General features: G+C 40.0%; 1 pseudogene. It reads right to left on the bottom strand.

What is annotated here, in order from left to right:
• Nucleotides 1-255 (bottom strand): annotated as a pseudogene (locus ADF62_RS10685) (transposase family protein); the annotation flags it as partial.

The following is a 255-nucleotide window of genomic DNA, read 5'->3' as shown; positions in this document are numbered from 1 at the left end:
TTGATGTCTCAGCCACCGTTACTCTCTTACAACTTTTGCACTGGAAACGACGTTTTTTCAGACATAGTAGTGTCGGCGTTCCCGCTTGTTCGAGAAGAGGAATTTTAGAAGTTTTTGAAAGTCGTACTTGATCATCTTTCCATGGCAATGAGGGCATGGTGGTGCAGGATAATCCAGTTTTGCTTGAACCTAGATATGAGTATCCGTTTCAAAAACAAGAGAAATAATGATGTTAGGGTCTTTAATTCCGATTAA

Origin of the sequence: Streptococcus sp. 1004_SSPC (assembly GCF_001069025.1) — a bacterium.
GTDB lineage: Bacteria > Bacillota > Bacilli > Lactobacillales > Streptococcaceae > Streptococcus > Streptococcus vestibularis.
Note: the sequence above shows the minus strand (reverse complement) of the source record. Positions and strands in the feature narration are given on the sequence as shown.